This window comes from Fodinicola feengrottensis, assembly GCF_039530045.1.
Taxonomy (GTDB): domain Bacteria; phylum Actinomycetota; class Actinomycetes; order Mycobacteriales; family HKI-0501; genus Fodinicola; species Fodinicola feengrottensis.
On sequence record NZ_BAAANY010000009.1, the window covers coordinates 746,154 to 764,929 of the forward strand.

General features: G+C 66.6%; 22 protein-coding genes. 9 read left to right on the forward strand and 13 right to left on the reverse strand.

From position 1 onward, the window contains the following. Nucleotide 1 precedes the first annotated feature (1 nt). Both scpA and ABD301_RS16135 read right to left on the reverse strand, forming a co-directional pair. Nucleotides 2-2,206 (reverse strand): methylmalonyl-CoA mutase, encoded by a 2,205-nt coding sequence (scpA, locus tag ABD301_RS16130; RefSeq protein WP_425551943.1) that lies wholly within the window; start codon nt 2,204-2,206, stop codon nt 2-4. After that, on the reverse strand, nt 2,203-4,047 hold the full coding sequence (locus ABD301_RS16135) for a methylmalonyl-CoA mutase family protein (RefSeq protein WP_344311096.1): 1,845 nt from the start codon (nt 4,045-4,047) through the stop codon (nt 2,203-2,205). The genes scpA and ABD301_RS16135 overlap by 4 nt, the downstream gene beginning before the upstream one ends. A 139-nt stretch (nt 4,048-4,186) precedes the next feature. Between ABD301_RS16135 and ABD301_RS16140 the strand changes: the two genes are divergently transcribed. Together ABD301_RS16140 and ABD301_RS16145 are read left to right on the forward strand one after the other, a co-directional pair. Beyond that, complete coding sequence (locus ABD301_RS16140) at nt 4,187-4,693, forward strand: DinB family protein (RefSeq protein WP_344311097.1); 507 nt, start codon at nt 4,187-4,189, stop codon at nt 4,691-4,693. 82 nt (nt 4,694-4,775) lie between these two features. Further along, nucleotides 4,776-5,012, forward strand: a complete 237-nt coding sequence (locus ABD301_RS16145) for a hypothetical protein (protein ID WP_344311098.1) — start codon at nt 4,776-4,778, stop codon at nt 5,010-5,012. Here the strand turns inward: ABD301_RS16145 and ABD301_RS16150 are convergent. After that, entirely contained in the window at nt 4,999-5,514 is a 516-nt protein-coding gene (locus ABD301_RS16150) for a hypothetical protein (RefSeq protein ID WP_344311099.1), read from the reverse strand. The two genes, ABD301_RS16145 and ABD301_RS16150, sit on opposite strands and share 14 nt — an antisense overlap. 113 nt (nt 5,515-5,627) lie before the next feature. Here ABD301_RS16150 and ABD301_RS16155 point away from each other — a divergent pair, with 113 nt between their 5' ends. Together ABD301_RS16155 and ABD301_RS16160 are read left to right on the forward strand one after the other, a co-directional pair. Then, nucleotides 5,628-6,074 carry a hypothetical protein gene (locus tag ABD301_RS16155; RefSeq protein WP_163572368.1) on the forward strand — a complete coding sequence of 149 codons (447 nt, stop codon included), beginning with the start codon at nt 5,628-5,630 and terminating at the stop codon, nt 6,072-6,074. Further along, the gene (locus ABD301_RS16160) at nt 6,043-6,435 is read left to right on the forward strand and encodes a VOC family protein (RefSeq protein ID WP_163572369.1); all 393 of its coding nucleotides are present in this window, start codon (nt 6,043-6,045) and stop codon (nt 6,433-6,435) included. Before ABD301_RS16155 ends, ABD301_RS16160 begins: the two co-directional genes overlap by 32 nt. On the opposite strand, the gene ABD301_RS16165 is transcribed toward ABD301_RS16160, so the two are convergent. Next, a complete protein-coding gene (locus tag ABD301_RS16165; RefSeq protein ID WP_344311100.1) occupies nt 6,432-6,932 on the reverse strand; it encodes a GNAT family N-acetyltransferase in 501 nt (166 codons plus the stop codon). The two genes, ABD301_RS16160 and ABD301_RS16165, sit on opposite strands and share 4 nt — an antisense overlap. Before the next feature lie 74 nt (nt 6,933-7,006). On the opposite strand from ABD301_RS16165, the gene ABD301_RS16170 reads away from it, so the two are divergent. After that, nucleotides 7,007-7,900: a S66 peptidase family protein gene (locus ABD301_RS16170; protein ID WP_344311101.1), complete on the forward strand. Its 894-nt coding sequence runs from the start codon at nt 7,007-7,009 to the stop codon at nt 7,898-7,900. Continuing rightward, on the forward strand, nt 7,900-8,652 hold the full coding sequence (locus ABD301_RS16175; protein WP_344311102.1) for a hypothetical protein: 753 nt from the start codon (nt 7,900-7,902) through the stop codon (nt 8,650-8,652). Before ABD301_RS16170 ends, ABD301_RS16175 begins: the two co-directional genes overlap by 1 nt. A gap of 40 nt (nt 8,653-8,692) precedes the next feature. Here ABD301_RS16175 and ABD301_RS16180 read toward each other — a convergent pair whose 3' ends face one another. Continuing rightward, nucleotides 8,693-9,349 carry a class I SAM-dependent methyltransferase gene (locus ABD301_RS16180; RefSeq protein ID WP_344311103.1) on the reverse strand — a complete coding sequence of 219 codons (657 nt, stop codon included), beginning with the start codon at nt 9,347-9,349 and terminating at the stop codon, nt 8,693-8,695. 313 nt (nt 9,350-9,662) lie between these two features. Between ABD301_RS16180 and ABD301_RS16185 the strand changes: the two genes are divergently transcribed. Then, complete coding sequence (locus ABD301_RS16185) at nt 9,663-10,175, forward strand: hypothetical protein (protein WP_344311104.1); 513 nt, start codon at nt 9,663-9,665, stop codon at nt 10,173-10,175. A gap of 148 nt (nt 10,176-10,323) precedes the next feature. Here the strand turns inward: ABD301_RS16185 and ABD301_RS16190 are convergent, their stop codons facing one another. From ABD301_RS16190 to ABD301_RS16210, 5 genes are all read right to left on the reverse strand, one after another. Then, nucleotides 10,324-10,530 carry a hypothetical protein gene (locus tag ABD301_RS16190; protein WP_344311105.1) on the reverse strand — a complete coding sequence of 69 codons (207 nt, stop codon included), beginning with the start codon at nt 10,528-10,530 and terminating at the stop codon, nt 10,324-10,326. Between the two features lie 640 nt (nt 10,531-11,170). After that, nucleotides 11,171-11,632, reverse strand: a complete 462-nt coding sequence (locus ABD301_RS16195; RefSeq protein WP_344311106.1) for a nitroreductase family deazaflavin-dependent oxidoreductase — start codon at nt 11,630-11,632, stop codon at nt 11,171-11,173. 43 nt (nt 11,633-11,675) lie between these two features. Further along, nucleotides 11,676-12,242: a dihydrofolate reductase family protein gene (locus ABD301_RS16200; protein WP_344311107.1), complete on the reverse strand. Its 567-nt coding sequence runs from the start codon at nt 12,240-12,242 to the stop codon at nt 11,676-11,678. 73 nt (nt 12,243-12,315) lie between these two features. Beyond that, nucleotides 12,316-12,474 carry a hypothetical protein gene (locus ABD301_RS16205; RefSeq protein WP_344311108.1) on the reverse strand — a complete coding sequence of 53 codons (159 nt, stop codon included), beginning with the start codon at nt 12,472-12,474 and terminating at the stop codon, nt 12,316-12,318. A gap of 150 nt (nt 12,475-12,624) precedes the next feature. Next, nucleotides 12,625-12,801, reverse strand: coding sequence for a dihydrofolate reductase family protein (locus tag ABD301_RS16210; RefSeq protein ID WP_344311109.1), 177 nt, complete (start codon nt 12,799-12,801; stop codon nt 12,625-12,627). A 382-nt stretch (nt 12,802-13,183) separates the two neighbouring features. Here ABD301_RS16210 and ABD301_RS16215 point away from each other — a divergent pair, with 382 nt between their 5' ends. Both ABD301_RS16215 and ABD301_RS16220 read left to right on the forward strand, forming a co-directional pair. Beyond that, nucleotides 13,184-16,054 carry a helix-turn-helix transcriptional regulator gene (locus ABD301_RS16215; RefSeq protein WP_344311110.1) on the forward strand — a complete coding sequence of 957 codons (2,871 nt, stop codon included), beginning with the start codon at nt 13,184-13,186 and terminating at the stop codon, nt 16,052-16,054. Nucleotides 16,055-16,863: 809 nt separating this feature from the next. Continuing rightward, on the forward strand, nt 16,864-17,124 hold the full coding sequence (locus ABD301_RS16220; protein ID WP_344311111.1) for a hypothetical protein: 261 nt from the start codon (nt 16,864-16,866) through the stop codon (nt 17,122-17,124). Between the two features lie 73 nt (nt 17,125-17,197). Here the strand turns inward: ABD301_RS16220 and ABD301_RS16225 are convergent, their stop codons facing one another. The 3 genes from ABD301_RS16225 to ABD301_RS16235 all read right to left on the reverse strand — a co-directional run bounded on the left by ABD301_RS16225 (nt 17,198) and on the right by ABD301_RS16235 (nt 18,710). Continuing rightward, complete coding sequence (locus ABD301_RS16225) at nt 17,198-17,386, reverse strand: hypothetical protein (protein ID WP_344311112.1); 189 nt, start codon at nt 17,384-17,386, stop codon at nt 17,198-17,200. A 157-nt stretch (nt 17,387-17,543) separates the two neighbouring features. Next, a complete protein-coding gene (locus ABD301_RS16230) occupies nt 17,544-17,984 on the reverse strand; it encodes a VOC family protein (RefSeq protein WP_344311113.1) in 441 nt (146 codons plus the stop codon). Nucleotides 17,985-18,317: 333 nt separating this feature from the next. Beyond that, entirely contained in the window at nt 18,318-18,710 is a 393-nt protein-coding gene (locus ABD301_RS16235; protein WP_344311114.1) for an SCO6745 family protein, read from the reverse strand. Between the last annotated feature and the right edge of the window lie 66 nt (nt 18,711-18,776).

Genomic DNA, 18,776 nt, shown 5'->3' on the forward strand with positions numbered 1-18,776 from the left:
ATCAGCCCGGATGTCCCAGCCGTTCCGACAGGTCGTCCAGCAGCCTGCCGGCGGCGTCCGCGATCACCGTGCCGGGCGGGAAAATCGCCGCCGCGCCGGCTTCGGTGAGGGCGGCGAAATCCTGCGGCGGAATGACTCCGCCGACCACGATGAGCACGTCAGACCGGTCCAGTGCGTCGAGTTCCTCGCGCAGCGCCGGCACCAGGGTGAGGTGGCCGGCGGCCAGCGAGCTGACGCCGACGATGTGCACGTCCGCCTCGACCGCCTGCATCGCGACTTCGCCCGGAGTCTGGAAAAGCGGGCCCACGTCGACGTCGAAGCCGAGGTCGGCGAACGCGGTGGCGATGACTTTCTGGCCCCGGTCATGGCCGTCCTGGCCCATCTTCGCGACCAGGATGCGCGGCCGGCGGCCCTCCTCGGCCTCGAAGGCCTCGACCTTACGCCGGACGGCCTCCACATTGGCCACCTTGCCGACCTCCTGGCTGTACACCCCGGAAATGGTACGGATCTGGCCCGAATGCCGCCCGTACACCTTCTCCATCGCGTCCGAGATCTCCCCGACGGTGGCCTTCGCGCGGGCCGCGTTGATCGCCAGCGTCAGCAGGTTTTGGTCCAGCCCGGACCCATGGGCGCCATCGCCGGCGGCCTTGGTCAGCGCGGCGAGCGCGGCCCGTACGTCGTCATCGTCCCGCTCTTCCCGCAGCCGGCGGAGTTTTTCCAGCTGTTGCTGGCGTACGGACGAGTTGTCGATCTTGAGTACGTCGATGTCCTCGGCTTCTTCGAGCTGGTAGCGGTTCACCCCGATCACCGGCTGCCGGCCGGAGTCGATCCGCGCCTGGGTGCGGGCCGCGGCCTCTTCGATGCGTAGTTTCGGGATGCCCTGGTCGATCGCGGACGCCATCCCGCCGGCCAGCTCGACCTCGGTGATGTGGTCCCAGGCCCGCCGGGCCAGGTCGTAGGTGAGCCGTTCAACGTACGCGCTGCCGCCCCACGGGTCGATAACCCTGGTCGTACCGGACTCCTGCTGCAGCAGGAGCTGCGTGTTTCGGGCGATCCGCGCGGAAAAATCAGTCGGCAGCGCGAGAGCTTCGTCCAGCGCGTTGGTGTGCAGCGACTGGGTGTGGCCCTGCGTCGCGGCCATCGCTTCCACGCAGGTGCGTACGACGTTGTTGTAAACGTCCTGCGCGGTCAGGGACCAGCCCGAAGTCTGGCAGTGCGTACGCAGGCTCAGCGATTTTTCGTTGGCTGGCTCGAATTTCTTCACCAGCTTCGCCCACAGCAGCCGGGCCGCGCGCATTTTGGCGACCTCCATGAAGAAGTTCATCCCGATCGCCCAGAAGAACGACAACCGCGGCGCGAACGCGTCGATGGTCAGGCCACCGGCGAGGCCGGCCCTGATGTATTCGACCCCGTCCGCCAGCGTGTAGGCGAGTTCCAGATCGGCCGTCGCGCCGGCTTCCTGCATGTGGTAGCCGGAAATCGAGATCGAGTTGAACTTCGGCATTCGCTGGGAACTGAAGGAAAAAATGTCGGAGATGATCCGCATCGAGTGCTGCGGGGGATAGATGTACGTGTTGCGGACCATGAACTCTTTGAGGATGTCGTTCTGAATGGTCCCGGACAGCTTCTCCGGCGGCACGCCCTGCTCTTCCGCGGCCACGATGTAGAGCGCCAGCACCGGAAGCACGGCACCGTTCATCGTCATCGACACGCTCATCCTGTCCAGCGGGATGCCGTCGAAAAGCTGTCGCATGTCGTAAATCGAGTCGATCGCGACGCCGGCCATGCCGACATCGCCGGCCACCCGCGGGTGATCGGAGTCGTAGCCGCGGTGGGTTGGTAGGTCGAACGCGATCGACAAACCCTTCTGACCGGCAGAGAGATTGCGGCGATAGAAGGCGTTCGACTCCTGGGCGGTAGAAAATCCGGCGTACTGCCGGATGGTCCACGGCTGGTTGACATACATCGTCGGGTAGGGGCCGCGCAAATACGGCACGATGCCCGGATACGTGTCAAGGAAGTCCACATCGGACAGATCGGCGGCGGTGTAGACGGGGCGTACGCCGATGCCTTCCGGGGTCTCCCAGACGAGCGCGTCGGCGCCCTTGCCGGTCTCCTTCTGTACGGCAGACTGCCAACTTTCGGTGGTGGCGTCCGTGGTCGCGTCGCCCAGTTCGACCGTACTGAAATCCGGGATCGCGCTCACGCCGGCACCTCCAGCAACTCCAACAGGGCGGTGAGGATCTCGACCGCGTTGCTTCCGGCACGTACGAAACCGTCCACGCCGTAGTCGTCTTTCGGTTTTCCAGCAAGCAAAACCGTGACCGATCCGGCCTCTTTAAGAGCTTTTGCGGTGTCAGCAGCGTGCTCGGCATAGACCTCGTCGGACGAGCAGATGCACGCGATCTTCGCGCCGCTGGTTGTGAAGGCCTGGGCAGCCGCGGAAGCTGAGTCCAACTGACCAGGAGTGACTGGCTCAATGCCGCCGGCCTGGAACAGGTTGCTGGCGAAGGTGGCTCGCGCGGTATGTACGGCGACTCTGTCCAGCGTGGCGAGGAAAATCTTCGGCCGGTCGCCGGTGCTGTCCAAATAGGCGTCGCTGCGATCGCGCAGCCGCTCGTAATCCTCGGCATATCGATATCGCGGCAATCCGCCCGAATCGATCGCCGGCGCGGCCGTACGCGCCACTGGTTTCTCGGCCAGGAAGGGAAATTCGCTGACCCCGGTGATCGGGTCGCGGCGGTGCGCGATGGCGTCCCGCCGACGTTGCCGAGTGGCCGCGATCCGCTCCTGGACGATCCCGCTGTCCAGCCCGCCAGCTTTTTCGATGTCCTGGAACCATTTCCAGGCCGCGTGCGCCAGCTCGTCGGTCAGGTTCTCCACGTACCAGGAGCCGCCGGCCGGGTCGATCACCCGGGCCACATGCGACTCGTCCATCAGCAATGCCTGGGTGTTTCTGGCGATCCTGCGGGCAAAGGAATCCGGCAGGCCCAGCGCGGAATCGAAGGGCAGCACGGTGATCGCCTCGGCACCGCCAACACCCGCACCAAAACAAGCCAACGTCGTACGCAGCATGTTGACCCACGGGTCGCGGCGGGTCATCATCGCCGCCGACGTCACCGCGTGCTGCCGCTGCGCTCGTACGCCCGCACTGGCGCCACTGACCTCGGTCACCCGCGACCATAGCCGCCGGGCGGCCCGCAGTTTGGCGATGGTCAGGAACTGGTCAGCGGTCGCCGCGTACCGGAATTCCAGCTGCTGGCACGCCTGGTCGACGGTCAGGCCCGCATCGGTCAGCGCCCGCAAATAGGCCACTCCGGTGGCCAGCGTGCAGCCGAGTTCCTCGGCCTCCGAGCCGCCCGCTTCGTGGTACGGCGTGCCGTCAGCGACGATGGCTCTGAGCTGTGGAAACTCTGCCGAACTGCGGTTCGCGAGCGCGATCGCGGGGTCTAGTGACTGCGGGCGGCCGGTCCGAGCGCGCAGGCCCAGCGGGTCGGCGCCGAGGGAACCGCGAACCTCGCTCGCCGGCACCTGCCGCCGCTCGTACAGGTCGAACATCGCCTGCGCGGCGGCCGTGGTCTGCTCGCCGGCGTCCAGCACGATCGGCGCCAGGTCGAGCAGCACGTCGGCGAGCGCCTGCGGCAGGTCGGCGGGCTGAATGCCGCCTTCGCCGACGGCCAGCCAGACCGACGTGACGCCGTGTTCGAGGTCAGCCAGCACCGCTTTCGCGGTGACCGCCGGATCCGGGTCGGCGTGCCGTTGCCGCACGTCCCAACCCGTCGGGATGGCGCCAGTCGGGCGGCTGTCTCGTACGTACGGTGGCAGGCCCGGCAAGCCGATTTCGTTGGTGGCGTCGGCGCGCGTGTAGAGCGGCCGCAGCGTGATGCCGTCGTACGTGCTGCTTTCCAGCGCCGACTCGACCGGCGCACCCTCGGCCACCCGCAGCCCGGACTTGCCGACCACCTTCGCGACCAGCTCGCGCCACTGCTCCCCGCTGGCCGCCGGGAACTCGGCCGCCAGCGCGAGCCGCTCTTCGGACGCCGTCATAACCGGATCGTAGGGAGCCGAGCCGGTTCTCCGCGCTCCAGAACGGTATGAGATTTGTCCCTGGCAGGCATCGGAATCGGTGCAGACAGCGGCGCAAATCAATTCGACAGTCGGTCGGCGTCCCGGCAGGATGCGCGCGATGACCAGAACAGATCTGCCTGAGGGCCCGCTCGACGAGCGAAACGTGCTGACCACGCTGCTTGACTACACGCGTGCGACCGTACGAGCGAAATGTGAGGGCGTCTCCGAGGAGCATGCCCGGAGCATCCAGCTCCCCGGCTCGCCGCTGATGACGTTGTCCGGACTCGTCAACCATGTCCGCTGGGTCGAGTACCACTGGATCGAGGTGATCCTGCTCGGCGGGTCGGACGCGGCGCCGTGGACGGACGAGGACCCGGACCGGGAGTTCCGGATCGCCGTCGACTTCCCGATCGGACAGCTGCTCGACGAGTACGACGAGCAGAGCCGGCGCTATAACGAGCTGTTCGCCGGGATGGACCTCGAAACCGAGTCCAAGGGCACGATCCGCAGCGGCCGCCGGATCAACCTACGGTGGATCCTGTTCCACCTGGTCGAGGAGATCGCCAGGCACAACGGCCACCTCGACATCATCCGCGAAATCGCCGACGGCACGGTCGGCGACTAGATCGCTTCGATCTTGAGCGGCCACCGGACGTACGACAGTGGTGGTCGCCGAAACTGTCGGTCCGCGCTGCGACCGTCAAAGCATGGACAGCCCAGTTGTTTTCGCGCTCGTCAGGTCAGCGGACCCGTCCGGTGTCTCCGGGGTCGGGGTGGTCGCGTGGGGAGTGCTCTTCGGGGACGGCCGGGCCGTCACCCAGTGGACCGGCGAGACCACCGGCGTGCGGCAGATCATGGTGTGGGACTCGATCCGGGACATCGAGACCATCCACGGCCACAGCGGTGCTACCCGGGTGGTGTTTGGGCCGGTCAGAGATGGTTGACGGTGAGGACGACCGGGCCGGGACCGAGCGCGGTCAGGCCGCCGCTGGTCAGGCACTGAGTGACGTTCGGTGTCACGAAGATGGCCTGTTCGACCGCGGTCGCGCCGCGGAAGCGGCCGGCCGTGATGGTGCCGGCGAAGGTCACCGTGGTCTGGCCCGCCGCGTTGGTGATCGCCCGGTGATAGGCGAAGGCGCTGGTCGAGCCGTCGCTCCAGTGAATGACCCTGGTCGCGTCCAGGCCGGCGGCCAGGGTGTCGCACGACAGCGTCGCCTGGAAGGTCTGGCCGTAGGAGCCGGAGGTGATGTCGGTTGTCGGTGAGGTGCACGGGCTGAGGAGGCCGCTGACCGCGGTGTGGACATTCTTCGCCCGGAGGGTGAGCCCGGGCTGGTAGGTGGCGGTTTCGGTGCCCGTACAGCTGACGTCCACCGACGCGGCATGCGCCGGGGTGGCGACGGTCAGGGCCATCGCGAGCAGGGCGAGTGTCGTGACGAGTCGGGTCATCGCAGCCACCTCTTCCGGGGGATTTGCGGCATATCGTCCCATAAGTTGCGGGCTTGTGGGCTAGTTCTACGCGGCGTAGAATTCTACGGAATGTAGAAGATCGGGAGGCTGCCATGAAGGCGAACGTGCCCGGACAGCGAGTGCTGGTGACGATCCTGGTCGCGAGCATCGTGTCGACTGCCCTGCATTACACCAACAACTACCTGCAGATCGATCGCTATCCGTCGCTGCCACCGATCACCAACGGGCAGACCCAGGTGGCGATTCTGGTGTCGTGGCCGCTGCTCACCGCCATCGGCGTCTTCGGATATTGGCTCTATGTAAGGGAACGCGCCTGGCCGGCCCGGGCCTGCCTGATCATCTACTCGTTCATCGGTCTGGTCAGCCTCGGCCATTTCCTGCAGGGCGTCCCGGCCGTCGACTGGTGGTGGCTCGGCACCATCGGGACCGATGCCATCACCGCCCTCGCGCTGTGGGCTTTCACGTATTGGTCGATCTCCCGGGAGTCCGCGGACTATCGTCATGCATATGCAGGTCGGTCTGGTCACTCTCGTAGTTGATGAGTACGACGCCGCCATCGCGTTTTTCGTTGACGTGCTGGGGTTTGATCTCGTCGAGGACTCGCCTTCCACGGCCACCAACGGGCGGCCCAAACGGTGGGTCGTGGTACGCCCGCCCGGTGCTGAGACGGGTTTGCTCCTTGCTCGTGCGGACGGCCCGGAGCAGGCCACCGTGGTCGGAAAACAGACCGCCGGCCGGGTTGGTTTCTTTCTGCAGGTGGACGATTTTGAGTCCACGTACGAACGACTGGTGTCCGCTGGGGTGGAATTCGTCGGGCCCGCACGTACCGAACCCTACGGCCGAGTGGCAGTTTTCGTTGACATCGCTGGGAATAGCTGGGACCTGCTAGGTCCTGCTTAGACATTCTGTTTCGGGTGGTAAAAGTACGCCATCAGGATGTCGTCGACGAGGTCGCCGTCGAGCAGGAATTCGCCCCGCAGCACCCCTTCGACGGTGAATCCGCAGCTTTCGTACAGCCGGCGGGCGCCGGTGTTGGGGCCTAGGACACGCAGGGACAGCTTGCGGGCTTGCCGTCGACCGGCTTCCTCAATGGCGGCCATCACCAGCGAACGGCCGGCGCCCGCGCGCTGCAGGGTCGGGTCGACGGCGATGCCGGTGAGTTCCAGAACGTGCTGGTGGGACGGCAGCGGGATCGACTGGCCCAGCTTGGCGTACCCGGCGACTGCCGCCGTCGCTGTTTCCGCGACGAGCACGTTCTCGGGCCGCGTTTGTTCGTCGAAGAACGGCGTACCGGCGGGTGGCGCTGGAGCCGGGGAGACCGCGGGCGTCCAGGTCGCCAGGTCGATCCTCGCCAGCTCTGTCTCGTCCGCGATCGACGCGGGGCGCACCTTGATCATCGGAACACCATCACGTGGCAGCATCGGTTTGGCCAACCGAATTTCCGGTACGACCCGGATGTCAGGATGGGGAGGTGGCACTCACTCTGCGCGGTCGGGCATTACGGGCCGGCGATCGGGTGCGGCTGGTGTCGCCGGCCAGCTACCCGAGCCGCGAGTGGGTGGACGAGCTGGTCCGGCTCCTGACCGGGTGGGGGCTGGTGGTCGAGATCGGCGAGCACGCGCTGGACCGCTGGGGGTTCATGGCCGGCCGCGACGAGGACCGGATCGCCGACCTGGACGCGGCTTTCGGTGATCCGGGCGTACGCGCCGTGGTCGCGACGCGGGGCGGCGCTGGCGCGTACCGGATCGTGGACGGCCTCGATTTCGCCGCGATCCGCGCCGATCCGAAGCCGCTGGTCGGCATGAGCGACATCACCAACCTGCATATCGCGCTGTGGCGGCACTGCCGTCTCGCCACCATCCACGCCTGGCCGGCCGGCGACCGCGCGATCGCTTCGCTGCACCAGCTGCTGACCACCACGAAGCCGCTCACGGTGGTACGCGATCTGTCGTCACCGACCGCTGCCCTGGACGTGCCCGGCACCGCGAGTGGCCCGCTGGTCGGTGGCAATTTCACCGCGATCCAAGGTTTTGTCGGCGCTGGAGTGCCCAGCCTCGAAGGCGCGATCCTGTGTGTGGAAAGCCCCGTCACCCCGGCCGATCCGGTGCTGCTGGACGCCAGCCTCCGCCCGCTGGTCGAGTCAGGTTCGCTCGATGGCGTACGAGCGGTGGCGATCGGCGACCTCGGCGCGATCGACCCGGACGGTTTGCAGGTGTGGCGCGTACGGCTGGGTGAACTCGCAGTGCCGGTCCTGGGTGGGCTGCCTTTTGGGCATCTGGAAGACCAAACCAGCCTTCCCTTGGGCACGCCAGCGACCTTGGACACCGCCGCTGGCACGCTGACCGTCGCTCCGGCGGTGGCCTGATGCTTCGACCAGGCGACCGCGTACAGATCGCCACGGCCGCCCATGCCGCGAAGTTCGAAAGCTGGGGCCTGCGTGTTTTCGTTGACACAGACCTGAATTCTGGGCTGCCCGATTCGACCGTACGAGCGATCGTGACCGAAGGCGTCGATCACCGGCTCCTCGCCGGCCTCGATTTCGGTGTCATAGCGCGAGATCCCAAACCAGTCGTCGGTGTGAACACGTATTTGCACCTCGCTGCCGGCATTCCCGCTGTCTACGACTGGGGAAACGAGCCAACCGAGGAATTGCGACGAGTTCTCATGGAAACTGGACCGCTGGTCATCTCCGCCGACCCGACCGCGTACACCGGAACCCTACGTTTTCCCGGCCGTTGCTCAGGAATCCTGGTCGGCGGCAGCCTGTCCGCGCTGCGCGGCATGATCGGCGCCGGCCTGCCCAGCCTCGCTGGCACGATCCTGCTGCTGACCGATCACCGTACGATCGGCCTCGGCAAGGTCGACCGCCAACTCACCCACCTTCGCCGCGCCGGAGCCCTCGACGGCGTACGCGGTGTCGTGGTCGGGCCATTCCCAGGTTTCGAGGACTTCACCGACCGTGACTGGACGGTCCTCGACGTCCTGCATGACCAGTTGAGCCACCTCGGCATCCCTTTCCTCGGCGGCATTCCCACGACTCCCGTACCCCTCGGCATCCCCGCCACCCTCGACGCCGACGCCGGTACGCTGGTCATGGCAACGCGTTCGAAGCTCTAGCAGGCCGGCAAGACGCGGCACTGACGCCGCGGGCCTTCCGTCAGCGATCCCGTTGAGCGACAAGCACCACGCCAGGGCCAATTTGTCCATCGCCAGGAAGCCGCAACTCAGCTGTCAGACGCAGTCCTGCTTGTTCGATCAGCGTGTGGAGCTGGTCCGGCTGCCATTTGTAGGTCGTCCAACTGACCGCGACACCGCCGTATGCCTCGGTACGAGCCACCTCTTCATCACCCACATGTGTCGCGATGATCAGTTGTCCACCAGGCATCAACGCTCGTGTGAACATCGACAAGACCTGCGGCAGGACATCGCGCGGCAGGTTGAACAACGACCACCATCCCAGTACCCCACCCAATGAGAAATCGGCCAGATCGAGATCGGTCGATGACGACACGCTAAAGGTGCAGTTGGGGTACTTGCGGCGCGCATGCTCGATCATGCGCGGCGACAGATCCACGCCCGACACATCCACACCGCGATCGGCCAGATACGCCGTCACAGTGCCTGGGCCACATCCGACGTCGAGCACCGGACCAAGCCCACCGACCGTATCGGCGAACGCATCGATCGCGGCTTTGAGCCATGGGTGGGTTCGGATGTCCCCGAGACCCATTTCCACGTAGTTGTCCGCAACCCGGTCATAGGAGTCACGGACGATGTCAAGGTCGACAGGTCGCCGTACTGATGAAGAGCTCATTGACTCGACTTTATGAGAAACGGCAAGAGATCCACGCCAACGACACGCACCACCTTCGGCCGTACGACCCGCGACCAGCAGTTGGACCTCCGGGCCTTGGAGGCCGCGCACGTCGTCGACCACATCCAGGGGCGTCGCCGTCAAGGTGACCCAAGGCCAAGACGTGGCTGGACCGAATCCGCTGGATGGTCATCGGGAAGATATCCAGAGAATATCCAGACCCTCCCGTCAGGCTTGGCCTCGCCGACTTCGGCAAGGTGACCCTTTCTGGGATGGGAGTGGTGTGATGACAAGGTTTTTGCGGATCGCTGCAGTGTTGGTGGGAGTGGTGTTGTTCGCGTTGACGGGGACGGCGACCGCGGCTTCGGCCGCCAGCCCCAATTTTCAACTGAAGGCGTTCAACCTGTATTTCCACGTGGGCGAGCTGTCCAATACCAATTCCTGTATTCCAGCGTGGGTCACTGCGCGGTATTGGACCGGTACGGTCAACGCCGCGAGCAGACTGTGGCGTGCGGACGGCAGTGGTTGCTCGTCGGATGTGACCCAGCTGCAGAATTGGGGAGATTTTCAGAACACCCACAGTGACGTGACTATTCCGGCCGAACCCGCACCGGGTCAGGACATCACGGTGGCCGGCCTGACCACGCTCACCTTGACCGTGACCACCCCCAATACCCCGCCGGGGCGCCAAAAGAACGTCGAGGTGACCAGTTTCGTGATCTGGGGCGAAGACATCTACAACAATTGGTACAAGCTGGTGGACGATTCAACCAGCTTCACTTTCCAGGATGGCCATAACGACCATTCGCTCACGGTTCTGCACTGACCGTCGACCACCGGTTCAGATCTGCTGGCGCTCCGCCTCATGGTGGGGCGCCAGTTATCTCGTGACCCGGGTTTCGTTGATGACCGCTTCGACTTCGGTGGCGTAGGGCCGCGTTGGAGGTCTGTCGCTGAACAGATGGTCGCCGGTGTCAGCCGGACGGCTCGCAGTAGGCCAGCAGCTTCTCGACGCTGCTGGGCAGGCCGTATGCATCGATCATCCCGCTGAAGTTGCCGAACGGGCGGTCGCCCCAAAGCCAAGTGTTGGGAGAGTGGGCGAGCGTACGAACCAGCCGCTGCTGGCGGTCGTCCAGGTCCGCGTAGGCGGTGTCTTTAGAGCGGCTTGTCGGGAAGGCCATCCGCAGCGCCTCGCCGACCACCGGCAACGCTGCGATGCCGGAGACCGACGGGATGCGGCCGAGCAGGGCGTCGAAGGCCGCCGCCGCGTGCTGCGGGCCGACCTGACGCAGGGCGAGACTCGCGTAGCCGCTGAGGTCAGCGCCAAGGAACGGGATCTCGCTGACACGGCAGGCACGGCTCCTTCAGATGACCATGGGCTTCGACAACCACATGATCAACAAGAAGCCGTGCCTGCCCCGTCAACCGACACGCACCGACTTTGCCGGGGCCCTGCCCGCCAGGGGAGGTGCGCAGCACAGATTGCGCCTACGGCGTAAGGTAAATATCAGGGGTATTCGGATCATCGAGATACTGGCTGAGGCAGTAGTAGAGCGGTCCACGGGCCAAGCCAGCGGCCTCGCCGATGGGTGAGGATGCGGTCAGCTATAACGAGAATGGCGGCTTCTTCGACTATGTCGCACCACCCGACTGACCGGCGGCCAAACCCGCGATGTCACCCATCGGCCGCCAACCCAACGGAGCACCCCGATCCACGAAACATAAGGCGTAGTCCGGTAAAGACTCCAATCAGTCAGCAGTGAACATCAAGATCACTGTCAACGGAAGTGGGATCATTCCAGCCGAGGACCGAAACTCTGGCTAGCGCTGAGCGGGAGTGAGCAGGACGATCGGGATTTCGCGGTCGGTCTTCTGTGCGTACTCGTCGTATAGCGGGAAGATGTCCACCATCTGGGGCCAGAGGGGTTCACGTTCGGCCGAGGTTGCGGTGCGGGCGCGAGCGGTGAATCGACGGCCGCCAACCTGCACTCCGACGCTCGGGTCCGCCTCGAGGTTCTTGAACCACGCCGGATCCTCGTCGGCACCACCTTTGGAGGCGACGACGACGAAGTCCTCGCCAACGGTGCCGTAGATCAGGCAGGTGCGGCGCGAAATGCCGGTCTTGCGTCCGGTCGTGGCGAGTATGAGCATGTGGACGCCGTTCGACTCGTGTCCCTCGGCGCCACCTGAGGCCAGATACGTACGAGTCTGTTCACCGACCCAGCCCCATTCCGAGTCGGTGGCGGAGTCGGTGGCGGAGTCGAGGTCATTGGCGACAGCCATGGCGGGCGGTCCTTTCTGGAACGGAGGTCTGGTACGGACGCACTTATTTCTTGATTTCGTAGCGCAGAAGTGCCAGGCCGTTGTCGAACAAGGTGGCCTCGACAGGCTTCAGGTCGTGCCGATCTTGGAAAATGCGCCTTCCCTTGCCGCGTGACACCGGGCAGACCAGCATCCGGACTTCGTCGACGAGGCCGGCGTCCAGCAGCGAGTGCATGAGTGTCAAGCTTCCCCACAGCCAGATGTCCTTGCCGTCCTGCTCCTTGAGTTTCTGGATGGTGGCGGCCGGGTCGCGCGTCACGGTCGCGGCGGGAAAGTCCCCCCAGGGAGCGTCCTCCAGCTTCGACGAGGCGACGAACTTGGTGAGGTTGTTGAGCTTCTTGCCGTACTCGCCCTGTTCCTCGGCGTGCGGCCAGTAGCCCTTGGACTGGGCGTAGGTATTCGCGCCGAGAATCAGCGTGTCGACCGAGTCGATGAGCCCCATCACGGTTTCCTTGAACGCAGGATCGGTCTTCTCGGAAAAGGGCTCCCCTGACACGAAGCTGAGCCCGCCGTCCTCCTCCGCCGCGATGTTGTCGACGGTAACCCATTGCTGGACCTTGAGTTTTCGCATAGTGATCTGTCCTTTCAAGTCAGTACGTACGCCCGCGCAGTCGGCCTGCCCGACCCGTGTGTCATTGTCGTCATCACATCTGGGCAAGTTCGTGTCCGGTGAGCACTGGTGCGTTGTATCTGCGCCGGACGCTGGAGCCGGCGACGCGCATTTCGATGCCATGGACGTGCAGCGAAATCGCCGTACGGTCGCTGTCGTTCTGGATGTTGGTGGATGTCGCCAGGCGGCGCAAGGGCGCTCACCGATCCGACCGGGTTGCTGACGGTTCGCGCGTAGGTTGGCTCCGTTGACGGAGGCGCTGAGTGGGCTTGCGCCCAAGGTGGTCAGGGCGGCGATCTCGTGGGGTTCGACGACATTTCCCGTTCTCCTTCGTTGTCGGCTGTCAGCCAGGGATGTAGCGGAGCGTGACGATTCCGGAGTCGTACGCCTTGGACTCGGCGAGCGTCAGCGCGATCCGGTCGGTGAGGTCGGTGAACAGTGGCTGACCGTTGCCCAGGGCGACGGGGTAGAGCTTGATCCAGTACTCGTCGACGACCCGATGCCGGACGAACTGCTGCACCCGTCTCGACGCCGCCGAAGAGCACCAGGCCGTTTCCGCTGAGTTTCTTGGCTGCGCCGACCTCGGTCGGAATTTCGTGCTCGGCCAGCCGGTCCTTCGGCGATCGTAGGTCGGTGCGCAGGCGGGAGAAGACGATCTTGGGGGCGTTCAGCATCCAGTCCAGCTCGCCGGCCGGCCCGGCGACCGCGCCGTCCAGGGTGACGTTGACGACCAAGATCGTTTTTCGCATTCGGAGTACCTTTCGCCGAGTGGGCTCCGATTGACCGGCCGTACCAGCGATGCGCCAGCTAATCTGCGGAAACAGCGTCGCTGACGGGACGCAGGGGCGTCTTCGTCAGATCTGAGGAAATCCAGGTCCGGGCCGGGCCGGGAAAGGTAGGGCGTGGGACCGACGATGGTCAGTTCGGTGCTGGTCGGCCGCGACGCCGAGCGGGCCGCCATCGAGGCGGCCTACCAGCGGGCCGCGCTGGGGCAGGCGGTGACCGTGCTGGTGTCCGGCGAGGCCGGCATCGGCAAGTCCCGGCTGGTGGCGGCGACGCTGGCCGGGCTGCCTGGCGATCCGCTGGTGCTCACCGGCGGCTGCCTCGAAGTCGGCGCGGACGGCGCGCCCTATATCCCGTTCGTGGCGATCCTTCGTGACCTGGTACGTCAGCTCGGCCGTGACCGGGTGGACGCGCTGCTGCGGCTGGACGGGTCCGCGCTTGCCGAGTGGCTGCCGGGCGCGGTGCCGGGGCCGCCCGGGTACGGCCGCACCCGGCTGTTGGAGGAACTGCGTACGCTCGTCGGGCTGGTCGCCGCCGCCCGCCCGGTCGTACTGCTGGTGGAGGACCTGCACTGGGCGGACGCGTCCAGCCGCGAGCTTTTCGCCTATCTGGCGCGCAACCTCACCGACCGACCGGTGCTGCTTGCCGGCACCGTACGCACCGGCGAGCTGACCGCCGGCCATCCGGGCCGCGCCCTGCTGGCCGAGCTGGGCCGGCGGGCGGACGTGGTGCGGATCGAGTTGCGCCCGCTCGCCCGCGGGTACGTGGTGGAGCTGCTGACCGCGTTGGGCGACCGGCGACCGGATCCGGCGACCAGCAGCCGTATCCACCGGCGCAGCGGCGGTATCCCGCTGTTCGTCGAGGCACTGCACGCGTCCGGAGACAGCACCGGCAGCCTGGACGCGCTGTTCCTGGATCGCCTTGCCGAGCTGCCGCCGGACGCCCGGCGGCTGCTGTCGGTGGTCGCGGTGGCCAGCACTGGCGCGGCCGCGGTGGCCGACGAACTGCTCGCCGAGGTGACCGGGCTGGGCGAGGACGACCTACATGGCGCACTCCAGTTGCTGGTCGAGCGCGAGCAGTTGGTGTCCCGGGCCGGCGGGTACGCGATCCGGCACGACCTCATCCGCGAGGCGCTCTACCGCTCGCTGCTGCCCGGCCACCGGCGCCGCGTGCACGTACGCTGCGCCGAGGCTCTCGCCGGCGAGCCGGCGGCCGTCGCCACGCTGGCCGAGCACTGGCTGGCCGCCGACCGGCCGGAGCTGGCGCTGCCGGCCGCCTGGCAAGCCGCGAACCGGGCCGCCCGACAGTACGCGTATGACGAGCAATTACACCTGCTGGAGCGCGTACTGGCGCTGTGGGACCGGGTGTCGGTCGCGGAGTCGCTGATCGGCGCCGGCCGGGGGACAGTGCTGGAACGTGCCGCCGCGGCCTGCCACGCGACTGGAAGCTCCGCGCGTGGGATCGAGCACTGCACGGCCGCGCTGGCCATCCTCGATGGCGTCGATCCGGTACGGGAGGCCCGGCTGCTCGGCCTGCGCGGCCGGCTGCATGCCCGGATCGACGGCGGCGGCGACGGTGACTTGGCCCGGGCGATCGCGCTCGTCCCACCCGGCCGCGACGACCGGGCCCGCGCCGAGCTGCTGGCCGGACTGGCTTTCGCCGCCGCTGTGGGTGGCGACGGCCCCGTCCGGCGGTATGCGGAGGAGGTGCTGTTGATCGCGGACCGGCTGGACGACGACGGCCTGCGCGCCCCGGCGCTGCTCGCGCTGGCCAAGGCGGCCGGCGACGTTGGCGAGGCCCGGCGCCATTACGCGGCCAGCCGGCGGGCCGCCGAAGCGGCCGGCGACCACCCCACGTACCTCACCGCGATCCAGTGGGAAGCAACCCTGCTCACCATGGCCGGCCGCGCCGAGGAGAGCGCGGACCTGGCGCTAAGCGGCCAGCGGGCAGCCGAACGCCTCGGCCTGGGCCGGTCCAGAGGCAGCATGCTAGCCGTCAACCGGGCCTCGCCGCTGCACTGGCTGGGTCGCTGGGACGAGGCCCTTGAAGTGATCGACGACGCCCTCGCCGACTCCCCACCACCGCTGTACGAGGCCGCGCTCACGACCGTCAGCGCGGCGATCGCGATGCAGCGCGGCGACAGTGAGCGGGTCGACCAGCTGGTCGCCCGGCTGACCGACTTTGCCTTGCACAGCCCGCGGGCCAGCGAAGTCAACCTGGACATCCACGCGTTGACCATCCAGTGGGCCGCCGCGGCCGGCGACGTCGAGCCGGCCGACCGCACGCTGGACGGTGCGCTGGCGGCCATACCGGACTCCGGCCTGTTGGCCTCCGAAGCGATGGACCTGGTGATGGCGGCCACCCGGCTGCAGTTGGCCCGCCGGGCCGCTGCGCCGCGCAACCAGCAGGTCGCCGAAGCCGTCGCCGGCCGGCTCGCCCAGCTGCGGCTCCTCATCGACCGGGTAGCGGACCTCGGGCCTGGCATCACCGCGCTGCGCCTGACCTTCCACGCGCTCACCGGCCAGGGTGCGCTGTCCGATTGGGACCTGGCGACGCAGGCATGGCGGCAGCTCGGCTACCCGTACCAACTGGCCACCGCCCTCACCGCCGGCGCCGAGATGGCGCTGGCCGCGAGCAACCAGTCCGGCGCTCAGCTGCGGCTACGTGAGGCCCGCTCGGTCGCCCGCGACCTCGACGCGGCACCGCTGCTGCAGAAGATCGACGCGCTCGCCGTACGGGCCAAGCTGGACGACCAGTTGCCCGCGGACACCGCCGACGACGACGGCCTCGGCCTGACCCGGCGCGAGCGCGAAGTGCTCAAGGTGCTGGCCACCGGCCGGACCAACGCGGAGATCGCCGTCGAGCTCTTCGTCTCCCCGAACACCGTCGCCAGCCACGTCCGCAGCATCCTGACCAAGCTCGGCGCCAGCAGCCGTACCGAAGCGGCCGCCCTCGCCCACCGCGCCGGCCTCACCACCTCCCCGAGTTGATACGGCCGCTCTCCGCTCGGAGCCGGAAACCACCAGTTGTGGTGATGTCCTGCACGTACCAGTGCGGCAGGCTGTGGGATGTGAAGAAGGGAGGCCGGCACATGAACAAGGGCACCGTCGAGGAGTCGACCGAAGCGCGGCCGACGACAACACCTGCGACTGGCCATTCAACCAGCTCATCGACACCGGCTGGAAATCCCTACAACAAACCTAAAAACCGGCAAAGAATCCCAACAACCAGGAACGGAAACCGCCGAACCAGCGCCGGCAATCAGGCTTGCCCCGACCAAAACACAAACACCATCAAGGGCACGGACAACTACGCAGCGCCCAGACGAAAGATCGAGGCTAGCCGCCGAGTTCCACAACCGGCTCGCCGAAACGACCAATGATCGATACGGCATACCAGTCCACGCCTCGACAGGCATCGCACTCGCTCACCCGCACGCGCGGCCGACAGTGCTACCGCGGCTGCTATCCGCAGCCGACGCTGCGATGTATATGGCCAAAGAACCTGGCAGCACCGGCATCTCCACCTATCCGGCCGGAGCGCCGCTTCCACGCGTGGACCAGCCGGCCGTACGAACTCGTGACCTCGCGCCGGCCGGTCGGCTGATCGTTCGAGCCCGACCTGGCCGCAGGTCACAACCAGCTGGCTCGGCCGTTCGCTGATGCGCCAGCATCGGGCGAATTCGCGCTCTGAGGGCCGCAGGTAGGCATCAAGAAACCTTGCTAAGAAAGGAAAGCTATGGGCTACGCCAATTACGACACGCCGCTGGGAGCGGCGGGCTACGCGGTACGAGCTACGGGTGATCCGAACCAAACCAGGCTCATCATGGCCGGACGAGATCGACAAATTCGTCAACATGCTCGACGTGGCCGACCGCGACCAGTTGGCCGAACTGCTGGAGCGGCACCTGCTTGCGGCGGCTGACCGCGCAGGTGCACCGCGGCGCGATGCGCACCTCTACTCGCTGGAGATTCGAGACGTCGACAGCCAAGGCAGCGCTTACGGCAAGCCGCTTTTCCAATGGGCGCTGCCGATGGATCCGGACTATCGGTACCGTTAGGAATTGGCATTACCGGAATCGAAGCTAGACCGCCGGCAACGTCCTGCTGGTGACTGTGCAGTATTTTCGCAAGTCAGGCCGCGTTCTCGGCCTTGTCGAGCGCGGTGCGGTACTCGGTGGACCAATCGGCGTTCTGCCATCCGTCGGGAAGCGCTTCAAGTCCGGTACGCAGGTTCGCCGCAGCGGCAGCGAAATTGCCGAGTCCCAGGTGAGCGAGGCCGATAGGCAACCGGAGCCACGACGGCGTAAGCCAGTACGCCACCGGCGACGGGCGTTGCCCTTACGACGCTCGACGTAGCCGTGGAAGTTCACTCACCTCTCCGACAGCTGTCGGGACTCCTTCCCGGCAGCATGAGCGGGGCGCTTGGCGACCAAGTCAATCGCGGCGGATTGACATACGTGCGCAACGCGCACGCGCGTCAGCCGATCTGCTCGAACAGGGACACGATGATCCCTTCGGGCCCACGCACGTAGGCCATCCGCACGCTGTTCTCGTACTCGCCGATGCCGCCGATGAGCCCGTACCCGTCCGCAGCCACAGCATCGACGGCCGCGTCGAGGTCGCCGACCTCGAAGGACACGTTGCGCAGGCCAAGCTCGTTGGCCATCGCTGTGGGCGATCCGGGCACGTGGTCGGGCGTGACGAAGCTCGCGAGCTCCAGCCGGGACCCTCCGTCGGGCGGCCGCAGCATCGCGATTTCACAGTGCGCGCCCGGGATGCCGCAGACGGTCTCCACGAACTCGCCCTGCACGGATCCGGTGCCCTCGACCTCGAGACCCAGTCCGACGAAGAAGGCCGTCACCGAGTTTAGGTCCGCGACGGTGATGCCGATGTGGTCGAAACGTTGTACATGTGCCATGGGGCTCCATCCTCCAATTGATGTCTTGCCGATTCGATGCTAGGACGGAGCCGGGGCTGGGATCTCGACATGTCCTTCCGCAAAGCTGCGGCCAACCCAGATTTCGAAAGGTCATGCGGGAACGACATGTTGCTGTCGCGGCAGAAGACGTGGGTTGCAAGCCTTCGGAGCGCGGCATAGTCAGGCCCCGCACGCACGGCCGCATGGTCGGGCTCTGCCCGGAGTGCGGCTATGAGAGGACGCTCTTAAATGTTGCAGACGTTCTGCCAGTGCGGCTGGATCGGCCGCGGCTCGTCGGCGTACGACAGCTGGATCTCGGCGGCCTGCAGCCACCTACTTCGATCCCGTGGCCTCGAGCTTTATGGAAATGGGTTCGAGCAGAGCGACCAGATGGTCGAGCTTGAGCGGCTCCAGCCCGTCGTAAGGAGCTTCTGCGAGGGCGTCGGTCAGTGACTCGATCCGGCCCTTCGTCACACGCCCGGCGTCGGTGAAGCGACCTGAGGCATCGAGGAGGCCGCGGTCGCGCAGACCGTCCATGACTTCGGCCAGGCGGGCCTCGGAGAGGTGGTGGATTCGGCCGAACGACTCCGCCGGGTAGATGCCGCTGGCGAGGGCGCTGAGCACGTGGGCCTCGGTCCCGCCGATCCGTTCCGGGACCAGGGCAGCGGTATGGCCGTCCCCGCGGTGCTCGCGGACCATGTTGGCCGCGTGCCAGAGCCGGGCCACCGGCTCCTCGGGCAATCGGGAGCGTGCGGAGCGCGGCGTACATGACCCGTCCCTCCGTCGGAGCGC

Excerpts from the sequence above, each read along its gene's own strand:
- ABD301_RS16135 (WP_344311096.1), bottom strand. The coding sequence starts at position 4,047 with ATGACGGCGTCCGAAGAGCGGCTCGCGCTGGCGGCCGAGTTCCCGGCG.
- ABD301_RS16140 (WP_344311097.1), top strand. The coding sequence starts at position 4,187 with ATGACCAGAACAGATCTGCCTGAGGGCCCGCTCGACGAGCGAAACGTG.
- ABD301_RS16145 (WP_344311098.1), top strand. The coding sequence starts at position 4,776 with ATGGACAGCCCAGTTGTTTTCGCGCTCGTCAGGTCAGCGGACCCGTCC.
- ABD301_RS16150 (WP_344311099.1), bottom strand. The coding sequence starts at position 5,514 with ATGACCCGACTCGTCACGACACTCGCCCTGCTCGCGATGGCCCTGACC.
- ABD301_RS16155 (WP_163572368.1), top strand. The coding sequence starts at position 5,628 with ATGAAGGCGAACGTGCCCGGACAGCGAGTGCTGGTGACGATCCTGGTC.
- ABD301_RS16160 (WP_163572369.1), top strand. The coding sequence starts at position 6,043 with ATGCAGGTCGGTCTGGTCACTCTCGTAGTTGATGAGTACGACGCCGCC.
- ABD301_RS16165 (WP_344311100.1), bottom strand. The coding sequence starts at position 6,932 with ATGATCAAGGTGCGCCCCGCGTCGATCGCGGACGAGACAGAGCTGGCG.
- ABD301_RS16175 (WP_344311102.1), top strand. The coding sequence starts at position 7,900 with ATGCTTCGACCAGGCGACCGCGTACAGATCGCCACGGCCGCCCATGCC.
- ABD301_RS16180 (WP_344311103.1), bottom strand. The coding sequence starts at position 9,349 with ATGAGCTCTTCATCAGTACGGCGACCTGTCGACCTTGACATCGTCCGT.
- ABD301_RS16190 (WP_344311105.1), bottom strand. The coding sequence starts at position 10,530 with ATGGCCTTCCCGACAAGCCGCTCTAAAGACACCGCCTACGCGGACCTG.
- ABD301_RS16195 (WP_344311106.1), bottom strand. The coding sequence starts at position 11,632 with ATGGCTGTCGCCAATGACCTCGACTCCGCCACCGACTCCGCCACCGAC.
- ABD301_RS16200 (WP_344311107.1), bottom strand. The coding sequence starts at position 12,242 with ATGCGAAAACTCAAGGTCCAGCAATGGGTTACCGTCGACAACATCGCG.
- ABD301_RS16230 (WP_344311113.1), bottom strand. The coding sequence starts at position 17,984 with ATGGCACATGTACAACGTTTCGACCACATCGGCATCACCGTCGCGGAC.